Genomic DNA, 23,801 nt, shown 5'->3' with positions numbered 1-23,801 from the left:
ATTCGTAAATTTTTTGGGCGGCCGGTAAGGAGTTGTTAAGGCCCGGCGTCGATAGTCGCACGTAACTTGAGGGAGAAATCCCGTTCCTCGTCCCCTGAGGATCAGATTCGCTCAAGCCCCGTTGTGACAGCAAATCCATTTAAGGCGTCCTGTTGGACGCCTTTTCTTTATGCCTGTTCCGGGTTGGGCGGCTCTATTCCGCCAGCACACGCGTTGAAGGGAAGGCGACCTCGACCAGCGTTCCTTCGCCGGGTGTCGAGGTGATGGTGAAGCGGGCGCGGTTGGCCTCCACCATCGCCTTGGTCAGCGGCAGGCCGAGGCCTGTGCCGTCACCGCGTCCGCGCTTCAGCGCGTTGATCTGCTTGAACGGCTTCAGCGCCTGCTCGATTTCGGCATGGCTCATGCCGATGCCGGTGTCACGCACCCGCATGACGACGTCGCCGGAGGTTTCATAGGCTGTCGACACGATCACCTGGCCGCCGGCCTGCGTATAGCGGATGGCGTTGGACAGGATATTGAGCGCGATCTGGCGCACGCTTCTGAGGTCGGCGACCACTTCCGGCAGCCGCGAAGCAAAGCTGGAGCGGATGATGACGCGCTCGCGATTGGCCTGCGGCTGCATCATCGCCACCGTCTCGCCCAGTGTATCGTTGAGCGACACCGCCTCGTAGTCCATCTCCTGCTGGCCGGCCTCGATCTTCGAGATGTCCAGCAGGTCGTTGACGAGGTCGAGCACATGATTGCCCGAGCGGTTGATGTCGCGCAGATAGTCGCGGTAGCGGTCATTGGCGACCGGGCCGAACTTCTCATCCACCATCAGCTCGGAGAAGCCGATAATGGCGTTGAGCGGCGTGCGGATTTCGTGGCTGATGCGCGCGAGAAAATCGGTCTTCTGCGAGGAGGCGCGCTCAGCCACCGCGCGCGCCTGGGTCAGGTCCTCCTCGGCGCGCTTCCACTGCGTGATGTCGCGCACCACGGCGCAGAAGCCGCTGTCGTTGGGCAGCCTGCCTATGGTCATGAACAGCGGGATGAAGCGCCCTTGCGCCTCCCGCCCGATCACCTCGCGGCCATCATTCATGACGCTCGCCACGCCGGGCTCGGACAGGCCGTTGAGATAGTCGCGCGCCGCGCGCTGGCTTTCGATGGCAAACAGCGAAGCGAACGGCTTGCCGATCACCTCGTCGCTGTCGAAGCCGAACAGCGCCTCGGCCGGCCGGCTGATCGAGCGGATATCGCCGTCGCGGCCGATCAGCACGACGCCATCGGTCGCGGTGTCGATGATGGTTCGCATTTCGGCAATGCGCGATTTGAGCTCGGAAACGTCGGGCTGCGTCTGTTCTTCAGCTGCGACATGCGCAGCCACCGGCGCTTCATCGTCGCCGGTGCGCCGCACCACCAGCATCAGCGCCTTGCCGGCGCGCCACGGCACCGAACGCAGGATGGCTTCAATCGGAAATTCTTGGCCCTCGCGCGTCTTCAGCCTGAGAGCGTGGTCGCTTTCATCTGCCGCTTCAGAATAGGGATCGGCAAACAAGGCGTCGAGGCCGCCAGCATCGCTCAAATCCTCGAGCGTGTGATAGCCGGTGAGGCCGAGGAATTCCTCATTGGCGTAGTGAAGCTCGTCACCGGAATGGATGAGCAGCGGCACCGGCAATTTACCGAGCAGCGAGGTGTCCGGCGCCTTGTGTTCATCTCCGGCCGAAAATGCCGAGGGCACGAACCCTTCAAGCTTGAGCGGCGGCACTTTCAGGCGCGGCGGTTCTGCCGGCGCTGTGTCCGCATCGCCGGCCCTGTCCCCGCCTTGCACGGCCGAACCGGTCGCCTCGTCGGCCGGGGCCCAATCCTCATTGTCCTCGGCATCGCGGAAATCGGCGGCAGTCATGCTGTCGTCTTCGCCGGCATCGGCCGGCTGTGGCGCGGCGGTCTCGACGATCTCTTGTGCGCTGGTTTCATTCGGCTCGGAAGCCGGCGCCGATTTGCTGTTGGAAGACGTCGCTTCGGTGCTTTCTCCGCTGACGGAGCCTGGTTCGGGATCGGCATAGTCGAGCAGCGAGCGCGAGACTATTGGCGCCTTCACGCCTGCTTCGCTGTCCGCAATGACGTCGCCCGGCTGCGCGCCGTCGAGCCGCGCCAGATCCTTTTCGTCCTCGGCATCGCTTTCCGGCGGTTCGGTCTCGGCCGTTGGGCTTTCGGGTGCGGTTGCCGAGGGCTCAACTGTCGCAGCCGGGACGATCTCGTCCGGGCTCAAGGCCTCCGGTTGCTGGGCTGGCGCGGCCGTTTCAGCCTGGTCCACCTCGACATGATCCGGCTTGGGCTGATCTGCCTTGGCGTGGTCCGGCCCGGCCTGGGCCGGCGCCACCTGATCTGGCTTGGCAGGTTCGGCCGGCGTGCTGGTCTCCGGCTGCTCCGGCGGGGGATTGTCCTTCTTCAGCCGCTCGCCGATCTCTCGGAAAGCGCTGCGTTCCAGCGTCGACAGGCCCTTATCATTGGCGGGCTGCCGATGCTCGGCCAGCCGGATGACCTTGTCGGCGAAACGCCGTTCCTGCTTCGGCACGATGGTCAGCGCCGGCACTTCGCCCTCGAACGGATCGGCCGCCTTGGGAGCTTCCGCCACAGTCTCTTCCGTCGCTGGCTCAACTGCTGCCGGTGGCACGCCATTGGGAACCAGCGCCATGCCGATCGCTTCCGGATCGACCACCGCGTCGCTGGCGCGGGCGACGCCGAACCCGCGGAACCCCTCGAAGGCGCGGCTGCGGCCATAGACGGGGAGTGCCGCCAGATCGACCGGTATCTTGAGGTCGGAGCCGGCAACCGGCCACAGCACCGAGCGGCCCGACCAGGTATCGCGCCGTTCGAGCAGGCCGGCGATCTCGCCAGAGGCATCGAGGCCGAAAATTGTCGCAACATCCTTGAAGCGGCGGCCGATCACGTCGGCGGCGGGCTTGCCGACGATGTCGGCGAACTCTGGCGACAGCGCGCTGAACTTGCCGTCGGCGTCGGTGCGCCAGACGAAACGCAGCGGCGGCGCCGAGCGGTCGATCTCGCGGGCGGAGGGTGGCGCAGCCGGTGAGGTTACATTGGGGGGCAGGGTGGGCGAGGTGGCAGCGCTGTCCGGCAGCGCATTCTCGGCCGACACAGCCGATTCCGGCTCGGCTTGTGCCGGGCTGTCCGGCTCGCTCGCCTGCGGCTCTTCACCGGCATGGAAGTACCAATGATCATGTTGCACAGGCGCGCTGTCGTTCGCCGCCTGCGAGCGGCCGGTCTGCCCGCGATCGTCTGCCTTTGTATCGGTTGACGCCGAAGTGTCATGCTCAGTCGCTCTCGGAGCGGCCTCGGCGACGTCTGGCACGACCGCGAGCGGTGCGCCCTGACTCCCGCTTGCTGCGGGTTGGTCGGCTACTGCATCCGCCGTTACTGCGTCCTCTGGGGCGGCTTGCGTCGGGCCCGCATCGTGCCGCGCGGCAGCGGGTTCGGCATCCAGCTCACCGACGGGATTTTCCTCCCGGAGGTGATCCTCGTCGATGACCACCAGCAGATGCCTGGACTCGGTCAGACGGGCAAATCCCGCCGGATAGGACGTCGCGCCGCCGGGAACCAGCCGCTTGACGATGCGGTCGTCCTGGCTCGCCACGTCGGCGACGAGCGCCGCCAGCGTCTCAGGCCGGATGGCGAGCGCGGCAAAGCCATCCGAAGCCGCCTCGACGGTGCCGGCGGCGTCGACAAAGGCGATGAAATGGCCGTCTTCGTTAAAGCCGCTGATGGCGCGGGCCGCAATGTCGGCAGCACTGCGCGAGCCGGTCTGCGCTGCCGGCAGCGCCAGTATGATAGCGCTTTCGCCGTCCGGCATGGTCACCGCACTGGCCAGGAAGCCGACGGCGCGGCTGGTCATGCCGGTCGCCAGACGCACCGTGATGGCGCGGTCGCTGCCGATCTTCGGGAAGCCGGCGGTCGCCATGATCTGCCGCCTGGCGATCAGCGGCAGCTGTGCCGAGGCGCCGATGATGGCTTCGATATCGGGGTAGCCGAACACCGCCGCGCCCGGCCCGTTGGCCCAGATCACCTGTTCGAGATCAGCCGATAGAATCGCGATCGCGTCGCCGGCGGCAAAGCGCCGGCGGACCGCGTCGAGCACGGCGACATCGAGGAAAGAGTAGTTCTCGGAAGGCATGCGCTTGGCGGACCCTTTCGGTGAAACCTCTTGGCGAACCTACAAGGCGGGCAATTTGCAGTTAACGCTTTGTTAATAAAAGCCCGCGCGGCGAAGGTCCACAAGCCGTGGCGGAAAGCAGATGGAATCTCTGGCCTCTTGGTTAACGGCCCTTGGGTATTGCCCGGGGTAACGTCACGGAAGAAATTTATGGTGCACTGCAACAAAGATATTGCATCGCACAAAAAAACCGCTATATTGCCATCATACATGAACGAGACGGCTTTTTGTCAAAGCCGCTACCCCCGAAAGGACGGAAAATGACCAAGGCCAAAACCGCTGAGACCATCGAAAACGTTGAATTCCCGAGCTTCGACGCCTCCAAGGCGACCGACCAGATCCGCGCTTTCGCCGAAAAGGGCGTTGAGCAGTCGAAGGAAGCCTATTCCAAGCTGAAGACCGGCGCCGAAGAGACCCAGAAAGTTCTGGAGTCGACCTTCGAGACCGCCAAGACCGTTTCCAGCGACCTGTCGCTCAAGACCATCGCTGCTCTGCGCGCCAATGCCGAAGCTGGCTTCTCGCATCTCGAAGCCCTGATCGGCGCCAAGTCGCTGTCGGAAGTCGTCGAGCTGCAGACCGCCTTCCTGCGCAAGCGCGTCGAGTCGACCGTCGAGCAGGCCAAGGAATTCCAGGCCGTTGCTTCAAAGGCCGCCGAAGAGGTCTCCAAGCCGGTCAAGACCGCTTTCGAGAAGGCCCTGAAGGACATCAAGGCCGCCTAATAATTACGCACAACTCTACCATGCATCAAAACGTCGCATTTTGTCAGACAAATAGATGTGCGATAGAGTTGTTCAGTGAATACCCGGCGAGTGGAACCTCCTCCCTCTGCTCCCCGGGGTGACCAGCCAGCACCTCCTCCCGCTGGCTCGTAACAGGAAAAGGCCGGCACCTCCTCCCGCCGGCCTTTTCTTTTGCCTGCTGAAAAGCGGTGCCCGCTCGAGGAACCGGGCTTTGCCTTATCAAAGGCCTTGAATTAGACTCTGATAGACCGTATTGGACGCATCGCCGAACGACAGAGCGGATCTCGGAGAATGAATTTTTCACCACGATCTGGCTCAGGCGAACGTGCCGTTGTAGCTCAGATGGTTAGAGCGCCGGATTGTGGATCCGGAGGTCGCTGGTTCGATCCCAGCCAACGGTACCACCGGCTTTCTCACTAAGTAATTGAATTTATTATAGAATTTTCCGCCGACAGTGATAGGCCTTGCGACGATTTTCCATTTCGTGTTACCTATTGTGTTACCTATTGTGATACAAATGGTGTTTTAGAAACGTGGGAAGACGACGCGAAGAGCATGATCCTGACCGCTTCCTACAACTGAGGGGCGATCATTTCCATTACTACCGCCGGGTGCCCAGAGAGGCCAGGGATCTCGACGAGCGTGGCGTATTCGTGCGCCATGCCCTCGACACCACCGACCGCATAAAGGCGCGTACCGCCAGAGATCTCCACGAGGCTGCCGACAATGCGTTGTGGGCTTCGTTGATGTTGGGTGAAAATCCACAGGCGGCGCGTGTCCGATACCGCCAAGCCATCAAGCGAGCCGAGTCGCTGGGGTTCATCTATCGGCCACTCGCCGAGATCTTGGTTGCCGACCCGCTCGATACGATCCTGCAGCGGGTCGAGAGCACAATAGGGGAGCCTGCCAAATCGCCATCAATCGACGCGGTCGGCGGCGCGGTCGCCCGCCCTGACGATAAGATATCGGAAGCGCTGAAGCTGTATTTCAACGAGATTGCTCGCGACGAAATCCGCACCAAAAGCCCTGACCAAAGGAAGCGCTGGAAGGCAAAGCGCGAAATGAGCGTCGATGTCTTCATTGGTCTGATCGCGGATAAGCCAATGAGCGGGATCACACGCGACGACGCGCGAGTAGTGCACAAATATTGGCTGGACCGAATTGCACCCGAAAAAGGGAGAGCGGACCGTTCGGCATCGACAGGCAACCGAAACATGGGCAACCTTCGAACCCTCTACGCCGACTACTTTCGTCATCTCGGATTCCCCGAACAGAAGAATCCGTTCGCCGATCTGTCATTCACCGACAGGTCGAAGCGCAGTCGGCCGCCGTTCCCGACCGACTGGATTCGCGACAAGATATTTGCGCCTGGCGCGCTTGCAGCACTCAATGAGGAGGCGCGAGGAATCGTGCTTGCCTTCGCTGAGACAGGAGCCCGGCCGAGCGAACTCGCGAACCTGCATGCCGGTGTCATTCATGTTGATCATGAGGTGCCGCATATTTCTGTCGAGCCGCGCGACGATCCCGACGATCCACGAGAGATCAAGACCGCCTCGTCGGTACGCAAGGTGCCGCTGGTCGGCGTGGCGCTTGAGGTGTTCAAAAAGCATCCTAGGGGCTTCCCGCGGTACAAGGATCGCGAGGCGTCGCTATCAGCCCTGCTCAACAAGCACTTCAAGAGCTACAATTTGTTCCCGACTGACAATCACACCGTCTATTCACTGCGCCATTCATTCGAAGACCGGATGAAGAACGGTAGGCTGGACGAGGAGCTTCGGCGCATGCTGATGGGGCACACGATCGACCGCCCGAAATACGGCGAGGGCGGTGACATGAAGATGTGGCAAGAGGAACTTATGAAGATCGTGTTGCCGTTCGATCCTGGGATCGTATGACACGCTGGCGCACTGCGGCGAGGCGTTCTTCCTTCGCTCGATGATCCTGCAGGGCACGTTCCAAGTGGTCGTATAGCGGGAGCCATGCCTCACCATGGTCGCCTCGCGCCACGATGATCTCGGCGACGCGGTCGAGCGCTCGCTCAATCCGCTGTGCTGTGACTGGTCGAGGCGTGGGCGAGTATCGCCTCACGGCTTCGCCTTTCCGCAAGGCCATGAATGCAGCATGCCTTAAGCGTAGGCGGACTTTCCTGTTGCAGTGAAGGCCTGCCTTCGGCTCGGGCTGTAATCTGCGGCTGCGACCTGAAAATGGGAAACACTGTCTGCCCGTCGGGGGTTGGTAGCGGGAGAGCGCTACCGCCTTTCCCCACACTCATCGGGCGATCAGTTCAGACTTCGCTGCTTTGGGTGAGCGAGGCCAGTCCGTCTAAACTAGGAGTCCTGGGTAGGAAATGTCCTGTCATGGCAGTGCATGGTGCCCCGATCAGGCAAGCTCGAACCGCCACGCTAAATGACGGCAATGGGGCCGTGAACCGACTGACACCTTTCGGGCTGAAATCATTAGTAAGCGGACGTTCGCCCGCCAACTTCATTGTAGCCGTCCCGCTATCTCCCGACGCTGCCCCAACCTTCCTAGTCTAGAGGATGGCGAGGTCACTAAGCGGCTCTCGGATCGATGTTCTGGTTCATGCGGAAGATGTTGTCGGGGTCGTAGCGCAGCTTTACCCGTTGAAGACGTCCGTAAGCCTCAGCGCCAAACGCATCGCGGACGAGGTCGGCGCCTTCGCCATGGCCTGGGAAGTTGAGATAGAGCCGGCCGGTCGAGTGTCGCTGCACGTGCTGCCAGAAGGTGCGCACCCAGCCGATGTTCGCGTCGTCGTCCGAAGCACTCGACCAGATCGCGTCCAGGCTCAGCATGTAGGGCATGGACCGGTCGCCGAAGGCGGTCGCGTCCTCCGCCACGCGCTGCACGTGGCCGCCGAATTTCCAGATCGAGGCGAAGGTCATCTCGGATGGACGTTTCGCCATCTGCCGCGCGATGTCGGCGATGACGCCGTCGTCGAGGCGGGAGAGATAGGTCGACTTCCAGTAGCTGCGGTCGCGCCCCTTCGGAAACAGCGCGTCGTACAGTGACTGAATAGTGCGGTAGGGCATCCGGCCGCTGAAATCGACCAGCGGTTCACCAAAACTGCGGAGCGGTGCAACGATCCGTTCGCCTTCGTCCGCCGGCCCGTCATACACATGTGCAAGCGACACCACGCGCCGGCCGCGCGCGTGCTCGGGGAGAGAGGGGTCGTCAGGCAGCGTCGAGAATTCGGCGAGCCCGCTCAGCCGGTCCGGCGCTGTTCCCATAAAGTCGCGCCAGCGCATGATTACTTCTTCAGCGCGTTCCTCGGGATAGGCGGGGCCGCAGAACATCAGCTCAGCTTCGATCGGGTGCAGCTTGAACTCGAAGCTCACCACAACACCGAAATTGCCGCCGCCGCCGCGGAGCGCCCAGAAAAGATCGCGGTTCTCCGCCTCGTCGGCGCGAATGAGCCTTCCCTCGGCGGCAACGACATCGGCCGCGAGGAGATTGTCGACGCACAGGCCATGAGTGCCGCGCAGCCATCCGATGCCGCCGGACAATGTCAGGCCCGCAACGCCGGTTGCGGAAATGAGGCCCCCCGGCGTGGCACGGCCGAAAGGCGTCGTCGCGGCGTCGACATCCGCCCAGGTCGCACCGCCACCGACGATGGCGCGCTCCAGGCCGGGCGCGACGCGCACGGCGTTCATCAGCGACATGTCGATCATCAATCCGCCGTCGCAAACCGCATAACCCGCGACATTGTGGCCGCCAGAACGAATGGCGATGGCGAGTCCGTGCTCGCGCGCGAAATTCACCGAGACGATGACATCGGCGGCGTTTTGGCAGCGGGCGATGAGCGCCGGGCGCCGGTCGATCATGCCATTCCAGACGACCCGGGTGGCATCGTAAGCCTCGCTCGCCGGATCCAACACCTCGCCGCGCATGCTGGAGCGAAGGTCGTCGATGCTGGCGGGCGAAAGCGAAGCCGTGGTCCTCTGGTCCATCGTATCATCCTCCGTTTCCAGGACACTAGCGCGGAACGTGGACGCCCGCTAAAGTCGAAAAGGTAAGGAAACGGTCATTTCTGCCATGGTTGAACAGGTGGCTCCAACCAACGTGGCGATTCTCGCCGTCCCGGAGGTCACGGCTTCGGCACTCTACGGGATGGTCGACCTGTTTTCCTCGCCGGGACGGGACTTTCGTTTCATCACGCAGGGCATGGCTGGGGATCAGCGGATGCGTCCCTACGTCGTCGCGCGCGACGCTGGCCGGTTTCGCGCGGCGAACAGCGTCTGGGTACATCCCGACCACACGCTCGCCGACTGTCCGCGTCCTGATATCGTCTGCATTCCCGATTTCTTCGTTAATCCGGGCGAGAGCGTCGCCGGGCAGTATGAACCTGAAGCGCGCTGGCTGAAGCGCCTGCATGAGGAAGGCGCGCTGCTGGCGAGCGCCTGTTCCGGCGCGGTTCTGCTGGGCGAAGCCGGGCTCCTCGCGAACCGCGAGGCGACTATCCACTGGGGCTATGTCGACACGCTGACGAACAATTATCCCGGCGTAAAGGTGAAGATGGAGCGGTCGCTGGTGCTGAGCGGCGAAGCGCAGCGCATCGTCATGGCCGGTGGCGGATCGAGTTGGCAGGATCTGGCGCTCTATTTGATCGCGCGCTTCGTTGGTCTTCGTGAGGCGATCGAGGTGGCCAGGGTCTACATGCTGCAATGGCACGACCTCGGCCAGCAGCCTTTCGCGACTCTGGCGCGCTCGCGGCAGACCAGCGACGCAGTGATCAAGCAAAGTCAGCAATGGGCGGAATCGAATTTCCGCAAGCCGGCGCCCGTCGCCGTAATGGCGCGCCTGTCAGGCCTGCCCGAACGCTCCTTCGCGCGTCGCTTCGCCAAGGCGACGGGCATGAAGGCATTGGACTATGTTCACGCGCTGCGGCTCGAAGAAGCCAAGTGGCTGCTGGAAACGAGCGACGAGGCCGTCGAGGCGATCGCCAATGAAGTCGGCTACGAGGACACGAGCTTCTTCGGACGCCTGTTCCGTCGCAAGGTCGGTATTACACCGATGCAATACCGCTTGCGCTTCGGGTCGCTGCGCCGGGCGGTCCAACCTCGTTGGCACAAAAATGACCGTTCGGGATAATCAGCCAGGCAGGACGTTGGTTTAATCCAGGGTGAATGTCCGCTTCTGGGTAGTCGGCAAACATCTCTGAACGACCGGCATTGGGCGCAATGCTGACCGGCAGATTGGGGGCCGACAGCGGACTGTCGGCTTTTTGGCGTCCGAAGAACAATAACGGACGTTCAGCCTCGGTGGGCCCAAGTCTGAAGGTAACCCGAAAGCGACGTTCTCATTGGGGCCGATGAACGAACAGATTAGGTGGGAAATCGGTCATTGGCTCACCCAACTTAGATGCTTGGCAAGCCGGTTTCTGAGTCCAGCCTGATAGACTTTTGAAATCGGCGTCATACAATTCGATTTTCTGCTTTCAATGAAAGCAACACGAAATGTCCGAAGTACGCGCCCAGCGCCGTCTTGCCGCCATAATGGCTGCCGACGTGGTGGGCTACAGTCGACTTTTGGACATGGACGAGCAAGGAACGTTGGCCGCGTTAAGGGGACGGCGGAAGGAGATCCTCGAACCACTGGTCCGCGACCGCCAAGGCCGTGTCGTAAAAGTGATGGGTGATGGCGTTCTTGTCGAGTTCGCAAGTGCGGTGAACGCCGTGTCATGCGCCGTCGAACTCCAGAGGCGGATGGCGGCCGCGAACGAAGGTTTGGCTATCGACAGGCAAATCAACCTGCATATCGGCATCAATCTGGGCGATGTCGTTGTCGAGGACGGCGATCTGTTCGGCGACGGCGTCGTTGTCGCCGTGCGGCTTCAGGCAATGGCCGGGGCAGGAGAGATCTGTGTCTCCGGCAGCGTTTATGAACAAGTCAAGCGGAAGCTTGATTGCGGCTTCGACGAACTTGGTCCGTAAGCGATAAAGAACGTCGCCGAACCGGTGTCCGTCTACCGGATTCGGTTGTCGGCCGCGTCGGAAGATGGCGGGCCGGCGGAGAAAGCGCCGCTCCCGCTTCCCGCCAAGCCCTCCATCGCCGTCCTTCCCTTTACGAACATGAGCAACGATCCGGAGCAGGAGGCTTTTGTCGACGGCCTCACCGAGGACCTGATCACGGACCTCTCGAGGACGAGCGAGCTGTTCGTCATCGCCAGCAACTCGGCATTTGCATACAAGGGAAGGCACGTGGATGTGCGTCGCATCGCGCGCGAACTGGGAGTGCGCCATCTCCTTGAAGGTAGTGCACGGCGGGCAGCCGGGCGGGTGCGTATCAACGCTCAACTGATCGACGCGATCGCGGGCGACCACCTTTGGGCCGAAAGATTCGACCGGAGCCTTGAAGACATATTCGCCGTTCAGGACGAGGTGACCGGCAAGATTGTTGAGGCCCTGGTGGGCCGCCTGATCGCCGCGCCAGTGCGCTACAGACCGAGCAATTTAGAGGCCTATGATCTTTGTGTGCGTGCGCGTGCCCTGGGCCTGCAAACGGCGCTCACCGCGAAAGAAGCCATTTTCCTGCTGATCCGGGCAATCGCGCTCGATCCGGAATATGCGGAGGCGCACCGGTGGCTGGCACTCAACCTCTGGCTGGGCTGGGAGTTTTGGGACGAACCGATGAATCCCAACCGGGCGAGGGCACTTGCAGAAGCACAGCAGGCGGTCGAACTCGACCCAAACGACGCCGGGAACCGATGGGTATTGGGCGTCATACTGGGCCATGAGGGTCGCTGGGCGGAATCGGATGCCGAATTCGACGCTGCCCACAAGCTGGATCCCAATCACGCCGACGCTTGGGCGATGCAGGCTGAACTGACGACAGAAAAGGGCCGGCCTGCCGAGGCCATAGAGCAGGTGCGCAGGGCACTCCGGCTCAACCCTCACCCGCCCGGTTGGTATTACTGGATGCTTGGCCAGGCCCAATATGCCATCGGCGACTACGAATCCGCGGTTCAAACGCTGCGCAGGCCTGAAACTTATCGCGCGACTTCACGACGCCTGCTTGCGGCAAGCCTTGCGCAACTTGGCCGATTGGAGGAAGCGCGCTGGGAAGCAAAAATGTTCATGATAAGCAATCCGCACTTCACAATCCGGCATTGGTCGGCTTCGCAGCCTTTCCCGGCCGAAGACGTGCGGCGGCATGTCGTGGAGGGCTACCGCCTGGCGGGGCTTCCAGAATGACTCGCGTTGGCTATTCCTCCGGCCTGCTGTCGACAGGCGCCTCAAGGCTGCCGCAGCAGCAAACATTGGTCTTCTGCTGGAACGAAATTGGCCATATCATGCGTTTGTTCCGATCGCTGTGTGCTTGACATGGCCAGTGGAGACTTTCGGCACCGGATAGCACGACGCGAGGACCTCGCCACCATGATTGCACTCATGGATGCGGCGATCTCCGAACTCCAGAAACCGTTTCTCAACGATGATCAGATCCGATCCAGCCGCGCAATCATGGGGCTGGACACGCAGCTTGTCGATGATGGCACCTATTTCGTCGTGGAGCACGATGGTGTCCTGGCAGGTTGCGGAGGCTGGAGCCGGCGCGCGACCATGTATGGTGGTGATCAGTCGCCTGGGCGCAACGCGGCACTGCTTGACCCCACCAAGGACGCGGCGCGTGTCAGAGCCATGTATACGCATCCGGACTTTGTCCGATGCGGCGTTGGTCGACTGATCCTTTCCCTTTGTGAAAACGCAGCCAAGGCCGAGGGCTTTGCTCGTGTCGAGTTGGCAGCCACCGTGGCAGGTGAGCCACTGTATCGAGCCTGCGGCTATCGCCCCGCCGAGACATTCTTCGACGACCGTGGCGGCGCTCCGGTGCCGATCCTGATGATGAGTAAGACGCTCTGAGCTAGGGGCAATCGCCGCTGCTGGCGGGCGCTCGCATACACGACGGGAGGACGCTGGAGATGGGACCAGCCATCTGAGCGACCGCAGTGTTCCAAAGTTCGCCTGAACTTCTGCTCCCGGTCGAGTCGGACCTTCGTGGCGGTGTTCGCGAGTCTCCGGAGATGGCGCAACCGCGACCTGAGAGTGGTCGCCTGCGACCGTCAGCTTTGATGCGCATTGCAGCCCGGCAGCATTAGGCCGAAAGCTGACTGACGGTTTGAAGAATCGGAAGGTCAGAAGCGGACGTTGAGGCGCCCCGCGTGAATCGACGTGAACTGACCTGGTGCGGGCATTGGTCCAGTTGCGGCAAATTCAGCGACGCAACGAGCTTTGGCCATCAACTACTGGACGATGAAAATGCGTGTGGTCAGTGATCAGAGGGCCATTCGGGAATGTCTCCTAGCTGCTTGGTCACATCGAGGGTTTCCAGGCGCCGTCAGGACACAGAAGGAAGCCGAAAACAACTGAGCGCAAACTGAACCGCAATTGAGACACAACTGAAACACATCGACGCGCCGCGCGACATGCACGCGAAACGTTTTGGGGGGATGGTCGAGCCTCACCAGAAACCCCGGAGCGTAGCCGATGACACCCGACCAGATTCGACTTGTCCAGGATAGTTTCCACGAGGTCCTCCCGATACGCGTGGCCGCCGCCGCTCTGTTCTATGAGCGCCTGTTCGGGATCGACTCGGACCTTCGCGGCCTGTTTCTGGCGAGCGACATGCCTAGGCAAGGTGCAAAGCTGATGGCGAGCCTGGGGTTCGTCGTGCACGGACTGAACCATGCCAACACCATCCTCCCAACAGTGCGCGAACTCGCCAAGCGTCACGTCACCTACGGCGTCAAGGAGCATCATTACCCGATTCTCGGGCAAGCGCTCATCGACACGTTGGCGGCCGGCCGCGGCGCAGCCTTCACACCGGCGGTCCGGGAGGCCTGGGAGGCAGCCTATGCGTTGCTGGCAAGTGTGATGATCGCCGCTGCCCGAGAGGATCAGCTCGCAGCGTGAGGCATCCGATGCCGGGACATATATTCGCGCTTTGAAACCTGACGCGCCGGTGGCATAGCCCAGCGGCCGGGGTCGACGGTGGCTGTCAATTCCCTAGGTAGCGTAGGCAGTTTAACGGACCCATTCCCTCGAATTCGACCATAATTCGACGGAGGCTCAAACGCTCACTCCCCTGGTCTTATCGCAATCTCCTCCCATCGACGGCGCGAATGGTCGCGTCGCCAGGATGGAGACAAAAATGACCACTATCGATCACGCAAACTATTCCGCCTCGAGAGACAGGCTCGGCGCTATCGGCTTCGCCAAATCCGCGATCCGCCTGGCCTTTCTTGCACTAAAGGTGCGCAGCCAGCGAGCCGCGCTCCATGAGATGCCCGACTACCTGCTCAAGGACATCGGCATCCGCCGCTCTGAGATCAATCACGTCACGTCCATGCGATTTACAATTGCTAACAGCGCTCAAAGCGGTCGCTTGAACGCGAAATGATGCCGATCTGCATTGACCCGGGCCTGCTGAACAGGCTCGGCCCAACGGGCGCGAGAGGTTGTCCCGAAGTCGAGCCAGGCCTTCAACACAAGAATTACTCAACCCCGCAATCCCTGGCGATCCATCGCCGGGGATTTTTTGTGTTTTGAACAAGGCCTGCACTTCTCGCACAAAGTCCGTTTCGCCGCGTGGGAACGGATGGATCAAAGCAAATTCCACGAACGCAACCACACTCGTTCAAACGCTGCATCATCATAAGGGAGCGGTCCGGCAAACTCGCCGCACTATTCACTTGGAGAGAAGACGATGCAACACACAACCAAAGTCTCAAGACCACCATTGAACGGCGTCGACACGCCGAACCTTCTTGCAACGATCAACTTTGTCGCCGGCCAGCCGGAACTGGCCAAATTCCAGTTCCGCGCCCACAACGAGTGGGTCGAAGGCACTCACAGCAAGAGCGTCATGCTCGGCTTCCACGGCGCAGGCCAGGAACAGAAGCATGCCAAAGCCTATTACGCCGACAGCGACCACCCGGCCGTGCTGTGTGGCGCCGATCAGGGCCCCACCCCGGTCGAATGGCTGCTGCATGCGCTGGCGAGCTGCCTGATGTCGGGCGTCGCCAACATCGCCGCGGCGCGCGGCATCAAGCTGACCAAGGTGCGCTGCTCGGTCGATGGCGACATCGATCTGCGCGGTATCCTCGGGATTTCCGACGAGGTCCGAAACGGTTTTCAGAACATCACGGTGGCGTTCGAAATCGAGGGCGATGCGCCGTCCGAGAAACTCCAGCAACTGGTCGAGCAGGCACGGGCACGGTCCGCGGTCTTCGACGTGCTGACGAACGGTGTTTCCGTTTCGGTCGGTGTCAAAACCATCCAGTGATCCACCCGGAAAGACGGTTCGGACGGGTGTCTGAACCGTCGTCCTCCAAAACTGATGGAAACAATATGGAACAGGCTGACGTTGTCATCGTCGGCGCTGGCCAGGCGGGCATCGCCTTGAGCCATTGCCTTCGAAAACGCGGGATCTCGCATGTCGTTCTGGAGCGCGGGCGCATTGGCGAACGGTGGCGGTCCTCGACATGGCGTTCGCTCCGCCTTTTGACGCCCAATTGGCTGAACGCGCTGCCAGGCTCCCCCTATTGTGGCTCCGAACCCGACGGCTACATGAGCCGCGACGCGTTTGTGGAAACCCTGGTTGGCTATGCCCATCAATCGCAAGCGCCGGTGCGCCCGCACGTCGATGTCTTGTCGTGCGAACAGGATGGGCAAGGCTTTAGGCTGCGGACGACCGCAGGCGACTGGTCGGCGAAAGTCGTCGTTGTGGCCACCGGCCATTGTGACGTGCCAAGCATGCCCTTCCCGCCGCATACCGGCGCGGACCAACCGGTCAGCATCCATGCTTCGCAGTACCAAAGTCCCAACCAGCTTGCGTCGGGCGGCGTGCTGGTTGTCGGCGCATCGTCGTCGGGCGTCCAGATAGCCGACGAGCTACGACGCAGTGGCAGACGCGTAATCCTGTCCGTAGGGAAGCACACGCGTTTGCCGCGCATCTGGCGAGACAAGGATATCTTCTGGTGGCTTTACCATATGGGATTCATGTCCCAGCGGCTGGACGATTTGACGGATCCCGACAGCGCCAGACGACAGCCTTCACTTCAACTTGCCGGTCGGGCGGATCGCTCCAATGTCGATCTGGCGACCCTTCAGGGCATCGGAGTCGAACTCACCGGGCGGTTGAATGGCATCTCGAACGGGACAATTGGCTTTGCCGATGATCTCAAAGATAGCGTCACGGCGGCGGACGCCAAGCAGGAGCGGCTCCTTCGCCAGGTCGACCAGTTCGCGGGTCACAAATCCATGGCCTGCGCCCCCGCCCCGATCGAGGTGCCGACGAGCTGCCTCAAGCGCTTGTCGTTCGCGGACGGCATCATCGGCACCATTATATGGGCGACCGGCTACAGCCGCTCGTTTCCATGGCTGAAACTGCCGGCCTTCACCGCCGATGGCGAACTGGCCCACAAGGACGGGATAACAATCATCGCCGGCCTTTACGCGCTTGGCTTCCGCTTTCTGCGCAAGCGCGATTCCAATTTCATTGGAGGCGTTGGGCCGGACGCGCAAGCGATCGCCGACCATGTCTCACACTATCTCGGTCAGAGCGGCCTCAAGGCAGCATAAGGACATACCGATGCTTTCCAACGTCGTCCCCGCACATTCTCACTACGACGCTATCATCGTCGGCGCGCGCTGCGCCGGAGCCTCGACGGCAATGCTGCTCTCCCGGGCAGGATTGCGGGTGCTGGCAGTCGACCGCCAGTCCTATGGATCTGACACGCTGTCTACACACGCACTGATGCGACCAGCCGTCATCCAGCTCTCGCGCTGGGGCCTGCTCCAACCGTTGATTGAAAGCGGCGCGCCAGTGATCGGGTCTACCACTTTTCACTATGGCGAGCAGGAGGTCACGGTGCCCATACGGGCCGAGCCAAATATGCCGGGCCTGATCGCTCCACGCCGCACGGTACTTGACCGCATGCTGATCGACGCGGCACGCGCGGCGGGCGCGACGGTTCTGCATGACACTGCGGTCCATGATCTCGTGTTCGACTCACATGGCCGTGTACGCGGCGTCACGTTCAGGGATGCCGCCGGCCAAACTCGCGAGATAAGGGCCGATATCGTGGTTGGAGCAGACGGGCTCGGCTCGTTTATCGCTCGCAAGGTCGAGGCACGGACGCTGGTGCAGGGGCGGTGCTCGGTGGCACATGTCTTCGCCTACGCCCCCGCGCCGGCGTTCTCGGGATACCACTGGTATTTCGGCCGGAACCTATCCGGCGGCGTGATCCCGACGAATGACGGGCTTGCCTGTATCGTCGCATCCGTTCCGACCGAGCGGTTTGACGCGGAGTTCCGTTTCGATCTTTCCGCCGCACAGCTTGCCCTGGCAGCGCTGGCACCCGGCTTGGGATCGCCGGTCCTCGGCAATGGTGGCAAACGTCTGAAGGCCTTCCGCGGCACACCAGGCCGATTGCGGCAGGCATACGGCCCTGGCTGGATGCTGGTCGGCGATGCCGGCTTCTTCCGCGATCCGCTGACCTCGCATGGTATGTCCGACGCCCTGCGTGATGCCGAAGGGGCCGCGACTGCAATCCTTTCAAATCGCGAGTCCGCATTGTGGGAGTTCCAGGAAATACGCGACAGCCTCGCACTGCCCATCCTTGAGACCACGGACGCCATCGGTGCCTTCGACTGGTCCCTCGAAGAGCTACCTGAACGCCACAGGCGCTTCAGCGAGGCGATGAAATCCGAGGTCGCTGTGCTCTTGGCCCGGGCGGCGCGCGATCGCGAGGTCCCGCCTCTCCCGCAAGGACTACGGGCCTCGCAGGCAGAGGCAATCTGACACGCAAACCAAGGAGCAAGGCAATGCAAACAATCAAACCATCCGGATGGTCCGGAGTCCGGTTCGGACAACCGGAAGTCGGGGCCAGTGCAGAGCGAAGGCGCGTCACTCGGGCTAGCGACATCATTGCGTTCAGCGACATGACCGGCGACAGAAACCCACTCCACTACGATGATGTCCTATCCGCCCGCACCGTATTCGGCCGTCTCATAGTTCAGGGCGGTGTCACTTCCGGTCTTCTCAATGCTCTGGTCGCCGAGGACTTACCGGGACCCGGCAGCGTCTTTCTTGGCGTCGAGTGGAAGTTCCTCAAGGCCGTCGGTATCGGCGAGGAGATCGTCGCACGCGCGCAGGTGCTTAGCGTGCGGGAAGACAAGCCGATCTGCACGCTGTCAACCACCGTCGCAAACTCGGCAGGCGAGATTTGCCTGTCCGGCACGGCAACGACCTACACTGTGCCGCTCAATTAGCCGCCATAGGCTGCCGGGCGGCTTCGCATTTCCATGCTCTCCCACACGCTGTCTCCAACGGGCGGACCGCATGTTCGAGGAACTTAGCGGAATGGTCCGCTGCAAACCAAGGAGCCAATTTATGAACATCTCATTCGGTATCTATGCAACCCCACCATCCACGCTGTGGAAGGACATCCGCAAGGGTCCGCCGCTCGAGGCAGTCCGGGAGCACCTCGACCGGGTGGTTAACTTCAGACGCCTTTGCGAGATCGCTCGCAGGGCTGAGATCCGGTGACGGAGTCCGGGTCGAATGCGATGGCGGGCGTGAAGACACGCCCGCCATCGGTTTGGGTGTTGCGAACCCAAATGCTTCGTCGCTAATGTAAGGCGGACCATACGGTTAGGATAACCGGATTGAGCTCGGCTTTCGAAGTAAGGGTCTTTGGCGACCTCACGGTTCGCCGTGACGGCGAGCCTGTGGCCCTGACGCAATCGCGCAAGACGCGGGCGTTACTCGCCTATCTGGCCGTGCAGCAAAAGCAGCAGCGCCGCGAGTGGCTTTGCGAGATGTTCTGGGACGTCCCTGATGATCCTCGGGGCGCGCTGCGTTGGAGCCTTTCGAAGCTGCGCCAGATCCTAAACGCCGACGGCGAGACCCGGCTTGCGGCCGATCGCAACGTGGTCCAACTGAAGCCGGGATCAATCTGGCTCGATTACGATCTGATCAGGGGCCTGTCGGCCGATGCGGTTGGTTCGCTGCCCACCGAGCGTCTGGAAGCAATCGTCGCGGCTTTCGCCGGAACGTTCTTGTCGGATCTCAATCTGCCTCGCTGCCAGGCGTTCGAAGCCTGGCGTGTGTACTGCTCGAACGAGACCGAGATTCTGCGCCTGAAGGCGCTACGCGCCCTGATCGATCGCCTTGGCGACGAGCCTGAGCGGGCGCTTCCCCACCTGCACACGTTGCAGTCACTTCTTCCGGACGATGATCTAGCAGACGAGATCGCCCGCATTAACGAGCAGGCCCGTATTGCCGTCACCGCTCGCCCGATCGCAACTGGCACGACCACCGGACCTGGCAGCCGGCCGTCAAAGGAACCTCTGGTGCCGGAGCCTGCGCGCGATCTCACACTGTCGCCTTCGACGAAGGTTTCGTCAGACAAGCAGCAGATACGCTACGTCAACTCCCGTGATGGGACCCGGATCGCCTATGCCATCAGTGGGTCCGGGCCGCCAATCGTGCGCGCCTCCCACTGGATGTCCCATCTGGATTTCGATTGGGAGAGCCCGGTTTGGGGACATTGGATCGATGCCCTGTCCAGCGGCTTCACGCTCGTGCGCTATGACGGGCGCCTGAACGGCCTTTCCGACACAGTTTGCGAGGATGTTTCTTTCGATACCTTCGTCGACGATCTCGAATGCGTCGTAGAGGCTGTGGGCCTCGACCGTTTCGTCCTCCTTGGAATATCGCAAGGCTGTGCTTTCTCGGTCGAATACGCCATTCGCCATCCCGAGAAGGTCGCGGGCCTCTTGATTTGGGGGGGATATGTTCGTGGATGGCGAGCGCGTGGGAATGGAGCGGAGATAGTCAGGCGCGAAGCGATCGCCGAGTTGATGCGCAAGGGTTGGGGTCAGGACGACCCGCTGTTCCGCCAAATGTTCACCAACCTGTTCGTACCGGGCGCCAATCGCGTGCAGATGGATTGGTTCAACGAGTTGCAGCGCCGGACACTCACGCCCGAAAATGCGTTGCGGTTGAGCTTTGCCTTTGCCGACGTTGACATATCGCGATCGCTTGAGCGGCTGCAAGTGCCAGCGCTTGTCATGCATGCCAACGGCGACCGGGTCGCGCCCCTCTCAGAAGGCCTGGAGCTCGCCAGAACGATCCCCGGCGCCCGGTTCGTCGAACTGGACAGCGCCAATCATATCCTGCTTGCCGAGGAACCCGCGTTCCGCACCTTTGTCGTTGAGGCGTCGGCATTTGCAAACGAAGTGCTTCAGGCGCAAACGGTCGTTGCGGTCGACCCGAGGACCCGGCGACAGGCAACGATCCTGTGCGCCGATTTCCAATACGCCGAACCGGTGATGGAGAGCCTGCCTCCCGACCTCGCGCTGGAGCGGGTCGATCCTTTCCTCACGCAGGCCACCGCACTCGTGCGCGACAACGGAGGAACGGTTCTGGCGATTTCTGAGAACGAGCTGGTCGCGTCGTTCGGCGCGCCCGAGCCGCTCGAAGGACATGCAGCGCTTGCCTGCCGGACCGCACTCGCGTTGCGCGAGCTCGCGCTGCGCCACGGCGATTGGATGACCGGCGTTCGTGCTGCCCTGGACACAGGCATCGTGATCGTCGGCCCGGCACGTGACCGGGCTTTGGAGGTGCGCGGCGGGCCGGTGTCCGTGGCCCATACGCTGAGCCAGGCGTTGGGGCGCGATCTCGTGGTGGCAACCGCCAGGACCCGGGCATCGGCTGGCGGCTTCGTCAGCATGGAAGCGCTGGCAGCGCCACTTCTGTCGGAATACCCGAAGAACCAGCGGCTCTTTGAAGTGAGCGAGATCAGGCGGGGCCGCTCGCGCTGGCAGTTGCGCGCCGAAACGCAGCTGTCGCCTTTCGTCGGCCGCGAGATGCAGCTGCAGATTCTGAACAAGGCCTGGCATGACGTATTCGACGGCGAAGGTCAGACGGTTTTCGTGGTCGGCGATCCCGGTCACGGCAAGTCGCGTGTCACGCATGAATTCGTTGGCGCCATCCCTCACGATGACGCTGAGAATCTGGAGGTCGGCGCACTCGAAACGGACCTGCGCAGCGGCTTCGTCGTAATTCGGAAGCTGCTGCAAACCCTGTTCGGCGTGGGCGACACCGAAGCGCCGCCGATCGCAATCGAAAAGATACTGGCCGCGCAAAGCGCGCAAGGCTTCGATGAGCGGCTCCTCGATCCGATCATGGCAGTCATGGAGCTGCCCGTTCAGGATCCGAACTGGGCTATCATTTCTGGCCAGGAGCGATCCCGGCGCATGCAGGAAGCAGCGGTTGGGCTTCTGCTCTTCCTTGGCCGCAGGAAGCCCGTCGTTCTCCTGGTCGAGGACCTTCATTGGATAGACGCCGAGAGTGAGGGGGTCCTGGTGCGGCTGGCGCAGGCACTGCCCACTGTCCGCTGCCTGCTTATCCTGACCTGTCGGCCCGAATACGATCGCGGTGCCTTCGCCGCTGCAGGACCTTCCGAAATCCGCCTGCCGGCCTTCAATACGGCCGAAGCAGCAGCATTTCTTGACTACCTGGTTGGCAGGGACCCTGAGCTCGAGCGGCTCCGCGGCGCGGTCTCGGATGCGTGCAAGGGCAATGCATTGTTCCTGGAAGAGACCGTCCACGCCCTCGCCGAGACCGGCAAGCTGGAAGGGGAGCCGGGCCGCTACCGGCCTTCTGGCGAGGTCGACGAGATCGTCGTTTCGGCGAGTATCCAGACGATCGTCGACGCTCGCTTCGAACGTCTCGACAAGGACGCGAAGCGGGTGGCCGAGGTCGCCTCGATCTTCGGCGGAGAGATTCCGGTGCCCTTGCTACGAAGGATGGCGGCGCTGTCGAGCCTGCGCTTCGATGCCGCCCTCCAGAATTTGAAGAAGGCCGATCTCCTGGTGGAGCTTCAGGTTTTTCCCGAGGCTTTCGTCCGCTTCAAGCACGTCCTCATCCGAACTGCTGTGTCAGGACGTATCGTATCGTCGGCGCTCATCGAGCTCCACAGAACTGCGCTTGCCGAACTGAAGGCCCATTACGCGGACCGGCTTGAGGAGCACAGCGAACGCCTGGCCAGACACGCGCAACAGGCTCAACTCTGGGACGAAGCCGTCGGCTATCTTCTGATCTCGGCTCGCAAGGCGATCAGGCGGTCGGCGCACGTCAGTGCACTTGAGCAGCTGGACCTTGGGGTCAGGCTGCTGAGGAGCAACGATGTCGCCGACGCCGATGAGCAAGAGATCGAGTTCCAGCTCGCGAGGGGCGTGGCCCTCATGGCGGCCCGTGGTTGGGGTGCGACCGAAGTGCTCGCCGCATTCGAGCGTGCCGAGGAACTTTGCGGCAAGATCGGCGACCAGGCGCGTCTGTTCACCGCGCTGCGCGGGAGAGCCCAATACTACATGCTTAGCGGTAAGCCGGCAGCGGCGCAGGAACTCGCCTGCCGATGGGCTGGCATGGTTAAGGACGACAGCGATCCCGGTCTCGCGATCGAAACCGAGCACATGTTCTGGACCAACAATTTCTTCCTTGGGGAGACGGCGGCGGCCCATGGCCATGCGGAACGCGCCATCGGCCTCTACGACCCCGACCGCGATCATTATCTGACGTACAAATACTCCGGTCATGACCCGGGCGTCTGCTGCCGCTGCTTCGCGGGATTGTCAGCCTGGCTGGCCGGCGAGCCGGATAAGGCAAGGCTAAGATGCGAAGACGCAATCGGACTCGCCGGACGTTTCGAGCATCCGCTGAGCATGGCACTTGCGTATTGGGGGACCAGCTACCTCCATATGTTCGCGGGTGAGCCTGCGGCCGCGCTTCGGGCGGCGGAAAGCGAGCTGCAGATAGCAGAGAAGTTCCAGTTGCCGCTCCTTATCGGCCAAGCCGCGTTCCAGGTTGGATGGGGGCAATTCCGGCTCGGGGAACGGGAGGCTGGCCTGCGCGGCATGGAGGAAGCTATATCTGCCATTCGCCGGACCGGCGCTGAAATGGGGCTGCCCTATCTGATAGGCCTTTACGCCGAAGCGCTGGGCGACAGCGGCAGGCTGGACAGCGCTCGCAAGTCGGTTGAAGCTGCCCTCGAACTCGGCCGCTACAACGGAACCTATTTCCAGCTCGCCGAAGTACTTAGGATCGAAGCCTGTATCCGCGAAAGGAGCGGTGGCGGCCCTGACGAGATCGAGAAGATGCTCCACGAAGCTGCGAACGTCGCTACCTTGCAGCGTTCCGCGATTGGCCAACTGCGTATCGCTGTGGAACTCGCTCGCTGTCTTCGAAGCCGTGGAGATGTCGAGAAAGCGCGTGAACTTATCGCGCCTCACGGCGAGCTGGTCGGCAAGCTCGACGATAGCCCGGATGCGCACGCGGCGCGTGAGTTGTTCTAGCGAGCGTGGCTATATCCAATGGTAGAGAAAATCACTCCCGCGCTTGCTCATTCTTCCCTGAAGTCCTGCAGCGAAGCAATGGCGCAAGTCTTCCTCGCCGCGCAGATGCTTCACACGACCGATCAGGCCCGGCTTGACCCAAACCGTAGCCGGCCGCTTCATGCCCTTCGGCGCCGTTGATGGCCGCACACGAACCTTCCGCATCGTGGGCGAGGAGAGGCCAACCCGTCTCAAGCTTCCATATCGCATGGTTCACCGATTGCCATCGCGCTGATTGGCACAGGAGTTGGCGAGATTGTCCAGTTAGGGCACCGCCAACTTGAGATAGTGTCCATTTCTTAGTTTGACCTCGGGGTATGGAGTGCGACCGAGTTGCAGGCAGCACCTCGCGCAGTCCGTACGGGTTGTGTGCGTCAAGTTCTGCAAAAAGGGGCGGCCATGTCGCTGGTCATGCGGCTTGGCGCAGAGCGAGCTTCT

Annotated in this window: 16 protein-coding genes and 1 tRNA gene; 15 read left to right on the top strand and 2 right to left on the bottom strand. The window is 62.0% G+C overall.

Annotated elements, in window-relative coordinates:
• Window positions 1-193: 193 nt before the first annotated feature.
• On the bottom strand, window positions 194-4,168 hold the full coding sequence (locus FJV77_RS30260) for a PAS domain S-box protein (RefSeq protein ID WP_142870033.1): 3,975 nt from the start codon (window positions 4,166-4,168) through the stop codon (window positions 194-196).
• A gap of 299 nt (window positions 4,169-4,467) precedes the next feature.
• Here FJV77_RS30260 and FJV77_RS30255 point away from each other — a divergent pair, with 299 nt between their 5' ends.
• From FJV77_RS30255 to FJV77_RS30245, 3 genes are all read left to right on the top strand, one after another.
• Complete coding sequence (locus tag FJV77_RS30255; RefSeq protein ID WP_142870032.1) at window positions 4,468-4,926, top strand: phasin; 459 nt, start codon at window positions 4,468-4,470, stop codon at window positions 4,924-4,926.
• Between the two features lie 348 nt (window positions 4,927-5,274).
• Window positions 5,275-5,351, top strand: a tRNA-His gene (locus tag FJV77_RS30250).
• A gap of 129 nt (window positions 5,352-5,480) precedes the next feature.
• Window positions 5,481-6,842, top strand: a complete 1,362-nt coding sequence (locus tag FJV77_RS30245) for an integrase (protein WP_142870031.1) — start codon at window positions 5,481-5,483, stop codon at window positions 6,840-6,842.
• Between the two features lie 657 nt (window positions 6,843-7,499).
• Here FJV77_RS30245 and FJV77_RS30240 read toward each other — a convergent pair.
• The gene (locus tag FJV77_RS30240; RefSeq protein WP_142870030.1) at window positions 7,500-8,915 is read right to left on the bottom strand and encodes an FAD-binding oxidoreductase; all 1,416 of its coding nucleotides are present in this window, start codon (window positions 8,913-8,915) and stop codon (window positions 7,500-7,502) included.
• Between the two features lie 85 nt (window positions 8,916-9,000).
• Between FJV77_RS30240 and FJV77_RS30235 the strand changes: the two genes are divergently transcribed.
• The 12 genes from FJV77_RS30235 (at window position 9,001) to FJV77_RS33170 (ending at window position 23,666) form a co-directional block, all read left to right on the top strand.
• Window positions 9,001-10,056, top strand: a complete 1,056-nt coding sequence (locus FJV77_RS30235; RefSeq protein ID WP_142870029.1) for a helix-turn-helix domain-containing protein — start codon at window positions 9,001-9,003, stop codon at window positions 10,054-10,056.
• A gap of 365 nt (window positions 10,057-10,421) precedes the next feature.
• The gene (locus FJV77_RS33175; RefSeq protein WP_246691431.1) at window positions 10,422-10,898 is read left to right on the top strand and encodes an adenylate/guanylate cyclase domain-containing protein; all 477 of its coding nucleotides are present in this window, start codon (window positions 10,422-10,424) and stop codon (window positions 10,896-10,898) included.
• A 24-nt stretch (window positions 10,899-10,922) separates the two neighbouring features.
• On the top strand, window positions 10,923-12,158 hold the full coding sequence (locus FJV77_RS30230; RefSeq protein ID WP_246691430.1) for a tetratricopeptide repeat protein: 1,236 nt from the start codon (window positions 10,923-10,925) through the stop codon (window positions 12,156-12,158).
• Window positions 12,159-12,341: 183 nt separating this feature from the next.
• Complete coding sequence (locus FJV77_RS30225) at window positions 12,342-12,824, top strand: GNAT family N-acetyltransferase (protein WP_246691429.1); 483 nt, start codon at window positions 12,342-12,344, stop codon at window positions 12,822-12,824.
• Between the two features lie 624 nt (window positions 12,825-13,448).
• Entirely contained in the window at window positions 13,449-13,874 is a 426-nt protein-coding gene (locus FJV77_RS30220; protein WP_142870027.1) for a globin family protein, read from the top strand.
• Window positions 13,875-14,112: 238 nt separating this feature from the next.
• Window positions 14,113-14,361: a DUF1127 domain-containing protein gene (locus FJV77_RS30215; protein ID WP_185970478.1), complete on the top strand. Its 249-nt coding sequence runs from the start codon at window positions 14,113-14,115 to the stop codon at window positions 14,359-14,361.
• A 306-nt stretch (window positions 14,362-14,667) separates the two neighbouring features.
• The gene (locus tag FJV77_RS30210; RefSeq protein WP_142870025.1) at window positions 14,668-15,246 is read left to right on the top strand and encodes an OsmC family protein; all 579 of its coding nucleotides are present in this window, start codon (window positions 14,668-14,670) and stop codon (window positions 15,244-15,246) included.
• Window positions 15,243-16,544: an NAD(P)/FAD-dependent oxidoreductase gene (locus FJV77_RS30205; RefSeq protein WP_210246366.1), complete on the top strand. Its 1,302-nt coding sequence runs from the start codon at window positions 15,243-15,245 to the stop codon at window positions 16,542-16,544. The genes FJV77_RS30210 and FJV77_RS30205 overlap by 4 nt, the downstream gene beginning before the upstream one ends.
• A gap of 10 nt (window positions 16,545-16,554) precedes the next feature.
• Window positions 16,555-17,766: an NAD(P)/FAD-dependent oxidoreductase gene (locus FJV77_RS30200; protein ID WP_142870024.1), complete on the top strand. Its 1,212-nt coding sequence runs from the start codon at window positions 16,555-16,557 to the stop codon at window positions 17,764-17,766.
• A 23-nt stretch (window positions 17,767-17,789) separates the two neighbouring features.
• Window positions 17,790-18,236 (top strand): MaoC family dehydratase, encoded by a 447-nt coding sequence (locus FJV77_RS30195; RefSeq protein WP_142870023.1) that lies wholly within the window; start codon window positions 17,790-17,792, stop codon window positions 18,234-18,236.
• Between the two features lie 396 nt (window positions 18,237-18,632).
• The gene (locus tag FJV77_RS30190) at window positions 18,633-23,324 is read left to right on the top strand and encodes an alpha/beta fold hydrolase (RefSeq protein WP_142870022.1); all 4,692 of its coding nucleotides are present in this window, start codon (window positions 18,633-18,635) and stop codon (window positions 23,322-23,324) included.
• A gap of 240 nt (window positions 23,325-23,564) precedes the next feature.
• Window positions 23,565-23,666, top strand: a complete 102-nt coding sequence (locus FJV77_RS33170; protein ID WP_348643850.1) for a hypothetical protein — start codon at window positions 23,565-23,567, stop codon at window positions 23,664-23,666.
• The last annotated feature ends 135 nt before the right edge of the window (window positions 23,667-23,801 follow it).

The organism is Mesorhizobium sp. WSM4306, from assembly GCF_007003975.1.
Classification (GTDB): domain Bacteria; phylum Pseudomonadota; class Alphaproteobacteria; order Rhizobiales; family Rhizobiaceae; genus Mesorhizobium.
The sequence above is the reverse complement of the archived record's forward strand: the minus strand, read 5'-3'. Positions and strand labels throughout refer to the sequence as shown.